We start from the raw sequence: 4566 nt of genomic DNA on the forward strand, positions 1-4566 counted from the left end.
TTTATTGGGATGCAGAGGCAATAAATGAATATTTAGAGTTTAGTCGGACAGTAGTGTTATTTTATCTTGAATAAGACCAATATGATCTACACATCCAACATGAATTACGTTTTTTCCGGCCAACTCCCTTTTGACGTAATCAAACTTCGATTCGAAAAGATTGTCAGATTTAATAATCATTGTAAATCCCTCAGAAAACATTGTTCCGAAAAGATGTTGGTTCAGCAAATCAGCCATATGAGTAAAAAATAATTAATTTTGCACAAAGCAAATATATTATAATGTCGGGAATAAAGACACTGAGGTCTACAATTACATACACAATAATAGGAACTTTACCTGTAGCGTCATCATTATTACTTCTACCATTTTTCACAAACTTCCTCTCAACAGCTGATTACGGTAGATTATCGCTATATATTGGGTTCACTTTGCTGGTACAAGTCCTTACAACATTTGGCTTAGATTCCTGGGTCGGAGTTGTTTTCCATAAGTATTCAAACAACGCCGCACTTCAACGAACTAAGATTTCGAATCTCATTGGGTTCTCTTTTTACGTTATCTTGGTGTCTATTGTTTTTTGGAGCATAATTGGACCCCTGTTTTTCAAATCTGTATTCATTCTAAAGGAAGGGCAAACAAGCACCTATGCTTATTTGGCAACCCTTACTGGCATAATAAGCTCTCCATTTAAAATTCTAACAAGTTTGTATATTAATAAGAAGAATCCAACATCATTTTTTTGGACAAATCTTATTTATTTCGTTCTTATTGTTGCGCTGACCATTGGAGGGATGTATATATTTCCCAATACACTAATTGGCCCAATTGTTGGGAGGCTTCTCGCAACCACTATAATTACTATTTATGCTATAATAAAACTAAAATCTTGGTATGGTATAATATATAAAATAAGTATAGAATTAAAGGAGATATGGGCCTTTTGCAGTCCATTAGTCGTGTACTTTATACTAGCATGGGTAGTTGGAAATATTGACCGATATATCATATTACATTTTCTGACAGCCAACGATATGGCTGTTTTTGACTTTGCAATTAAGGCTACAATGATTCTAGATCTTCTTATTAATGCAATTACCTATTCTGTTAACCCAACTGCGTACGAGGCTCTCAATAAATCACCAGAAGAATTTCATAGTAAAGTGAACAATATGTTTGCTAGTATAAATGCACTTGTAATGATCGCAATTACAGGCTCAGCACTAGTATTACCGCTAATAATTCCTGTTTTTATTCATAATAGCGACTTATTTGCATCCTATTCGCTTATTTGCATTATATCTGCAGGATACTTAGTGAAAGTATTTACTAATGTCTTATTAATTCCATATTATTTCTACCAGAAAACGTCTCGGCTTTTGTCTGTTTTCTTTTTTTCTACTGGATTCTATATTCTCACTGCTGTTCCTATGATTTATTTTTGGGGGATAAAAGGAGCTGCAGTTGCAACAATTATTGCAAAAATTTCTCAGATTCCATTTCTTCTGAAATATAGCAAAGTGTTTTTTTCATTCTCATTTAGTATGAAATCGTTCATTTTACCCACACTATTTGTGTTTATAATATCTGCAGCAACAAGCATCGCTATTGTGAATAATAACAACAATACCATAACTCAGTCGTTACTTTTTGTTACGGTTGTTATTATCGTATATTTATCTTACAAAAGTAAACTCCTTAACCTTTATAAATCAAACAAAAGCAATAAGTGATGAGTAAGCCTTTATTGACGTTTCTATTTATCGATGCTACAATAGCAGGAGGTGCGGAAAGAACAACTTTCAACATAATTAACCATCTATCAAGAAAAGGATATAGCATTGCTGTGATTTCGCTGTTTGCAAGCAATCAAAAAACATTTTTCCCTCTCGACAAAGAAATACAATTCTATAGCATTAATAACAAGCCTACATCAAAGTATATTTTCTTTCCTATCGAGAAGTATTTAATCGATTATTTTCCAGTGATAATAGGGCTTCGCCGATTGCTAAAGAAGATAAAGCCAGTGATTGTTTTTTCTGTAGCTATTAATCCTTCGATTTACTATGAAGCAGCATCAATAGGTTTATCGGGTATAAAAGAGGTAGTGTGCGAACATGGTGACTTAGATAATACTATTAATCATGATCGTCTTTCTAAGTGGGCAAGAGTTTTGGGTGTTAAATTCGGGCACAGCGTTCTCTTACTAACAGAGGAGAACAGATGTAAATATAATGCTTACTTTAAAAGTAAGATTAAAAGATCATGGGTAATACCCAATGCTATTCCAATTAAAGTTGATGAATGCAATGCTCTTGACCAGCCAATAGCAATAGCGATTGGCCGATTTGTTCCAGAAAAAGGATTTGAGCGAATGGTTGATATTTGGTTTTCTGTAGTGCAGGTTAAACCAACTTGGAAGTTGAAAATAATTGGCGATGGTCCTTTAAAGGAGTCTATCATGCAAATAGTTCGATTCAAGCAGCTCGAGGACTACATCATAATTGAACCTGCTACGCTTGAAATAGAGAGCTACTATAGAAACGCTTCAATCTTTATTATGACATCGCACTTTGAGGGGCTTCCCATGGTTTTACTTGAAGCGATGGAGCACGGAATACCGATTGTCGCATTTGACTGTCCTTCTGGTCCACGACAAATTATTAAAGATAACGAAGACGGCTTCTTGATCACCAATAACGATAATGAGCAATTTGTAGCCAAAATAATCAAACTAGTTGAAGATGATACACTAAGAAAACAAATGGGGAAAAAGGCAAAAAATAATATCCAAAGATTTAGCACCACTCAAATCGTCCCCTTATGGGAGAATATGATTAATTCAATCCTCAATGAATAGGATATTGTTTTTATCTTTTTGGAATCCTACCCAAGCAAATCCTGGGAAGGGAGTATTTATTCACGAACAAGCATTCTACCTTGCTACATCAAATATTAACTTTGTATTTGTTGTGGTTAATATCGTGAATAGCAAGAATAAATTGCTAAAAATCACTTCAGATATCTCTGATTTTGAACAAGGGAAAAAACTTCGTATTACGATAAGTTCTGCACTATGGAAAGTGATTTACCAATTACCCGCAATAAGTACATTCATTGTTTGGCGGGAAATAAAACGGATAAGCCTTCACCAAAATGTTGATATTGTCCATTCTAATGTAGTGTTTCCTTGTGGCATAGTAGGTGCAGCTATTTCGAAAAAAGTTAATGCACGATTTTTTATTTCTGAGCATTGGTCGAAAGTAAAAAATTTAGCGTCAAACCCATTCTGGAGGCAAAAAATTGTAAATACCTATCATTCTGCAGAACATGTAATTTGTGTGTCAGAGTGGTTAAAGGATACGGTTTTGAGTATTGCTCCAAACGCTAAGGTTGACATTGTTCCCAATATCGTTTCATCTAAATTTTTCTACCCAAAAGATAGGCAAGATAACAGAATTGAAGGTTGTATCTCTTTTTGTTGCATTGCTTCTTGGCAATTACCTAAACGTTTAGATTTAATCCTTAAGTCAATTAACGAGTTTGCTAAATCCAGAACGGAACATATTATTTTAAATGTTGTAGGCGAAGGAGAACAGGTTAGTTCTATTTGTTATGATGATTTGCCATCCAACTTAGAAATAATTAAGCATGGATATCTTACCAAATCAAAGATTGGTGATACTCTTCGAAACTCAGATTATTTTATGCATGCATCCGAAATTGAAACTTTTTCAATTGTTGTTGCTGAGGCACTAACTTGTGGTATTCCTGTGATAGCATCAAATGTTGGCGCTTTACCTTCATTAATTAACAAAGACAATGGAGTTCTTTGCGAAAATTCAGTTGATGCATGGATTGAAGCACTAATTATCATTACTTCTAAAGATTTTAGTAATGAGATAATTGCTGATGGTTCAAAAAAATTCAGTAATCAGCATTTTATTAATAGTGTATTGCAACTATACTCCAAAGAATATTCATGATAAAAAGGAAAAATGGCGGGCTAATTTAAGCCCGCCATTTTTTTATTGAATAATCAACTTTTTAGTAAGGGTTTCTCCTTTCCCCTTGATTATTATCGAATAAATACCTGGAGCAGCATGAAGTGTGACGTTTTGGGTGATTCCAGATTCCCACCTAGATGAATATATAATATTCCCATTTAATCCAATCACTATCACTTCGGTCGGTTGAAATTCATATGTCATAAGTGAAATTGAAAATTGACCGTTGGTAGGGTTTGGAGTAACTAATATAGAGTTCTCCTCAACTTTCTTAATTACTTTAGTGAATGAAAGTGTCCATGGGAAGGTGGTGTGGCTCGACTTGCATCGCCAAGTGAAGTAGTAGGTGCTGCCAGCAATAACGTCTATTGCTACTCGGCTTTGCCCGCTAAACTCGTCGTCGGAAGTTCCCAGCGTAGGGCCATTGCATCCACCGCTAACCTGTAGGTAGGTGCTCTCGGTAGTTTGTCCGCAGCTAGAGGCTACCAGCTTACCGCTGTAATTTGCGGTATACTTAAAGGTATCGTACCATCCATCGGTGTAGTCTGCCGTGTTTGTG

General features: G+C 35.1%; 5 protein-coding genes. 3 read left to right on the plus strand and 2 right to left on the minus strand.

Annotation, left to right across the window (positions count from 1 at the left end):
• Nucleotides 1–39: 39 nt before the first annotated feature.
• Nucleotides 40–237, minus strand: a complete 198-nt coding sequence (locus BLS65_RS17180; RefSeq protein ID WP_092441023.1) for a hypothetical protein — start codon at nucleotides 235–237, stop codon at nucleotides 40–42.
• Between the two features lie 44 nt (nucleotides 238–281).
• Between BLS65_RS17180 and BLS65_RS17185 the strand changes: the two genes are divergently transcribed.
• From BLS65_RS17185 to BLS65_RS17195, 3 genes are read left to right on the plus strand one after another with little or no spacing between them, the layout of a single operon-like run.
• Complete coding sequence (locus BLS65_RS17185; protein WP_092441024.1) at nucleotides 282–1733, plus strand: lipopolysaccharide biosynthesis protein; 1452 nt, start codon at nucleotides 282–284, stop codon at nucleotides 1731–1733.
• Nucleotides 1733–2860 carry a glycosyltransferase family 4 protein gene (locus tag BLS65_RS17190; protein WP_092441025.1) on the plus strand — a complete coding sequence of 376 codons (1128 nt, stop codon included), beginning with the start codon at nucleotides 1733–1735 and terminating at the stop codon, nucleotides 2858–2860. Before BLS65_RS17185 ends, BLS65_RS17190 begins: the two co-directional genes overlap by 1 nt.
• Nucleotides 2853–3986: a glycosyltransferase family 4 protein gene (locus BLS65_RS17195; protein ID WP_092441026.1), complete on the plus strand. Its 1134-nt coding sequence runs from the start codon at nucleotides 2853–2855 to the stop codon at nucleotides 3984–3986. The genes BLS65_RS17190 and BLS65_RS17195 overlap by 8 nt, the downstream gene beginning before the upstream one ends.
• A gap of 42 nt (nucleotides 3987–4028) precedes the next feature.
• Here BLS65_RS17195 and BLS65_RS17200 read toward each other — a convergent pair.
• Nucleotides 4029–4566: T9SS type A sorting domain-containing protein (locus tag BLS65_RS17200; protein WP_139180983.1), on the minus strand; the 538-nt coding region annotated here is incomplete at its 5' end.

It is taken from the genome of Williamwhitmania taraxaci (assembly GCF_900096565.1).
In the GTDB taxonomy this organism is placed as follows: Bacteria; Bacteroidota; Bacteroidia; order Bacteroidales; family Williamwhitmaniaceae; genus Williamwhitmania; species Williamwhitmania taraxaci.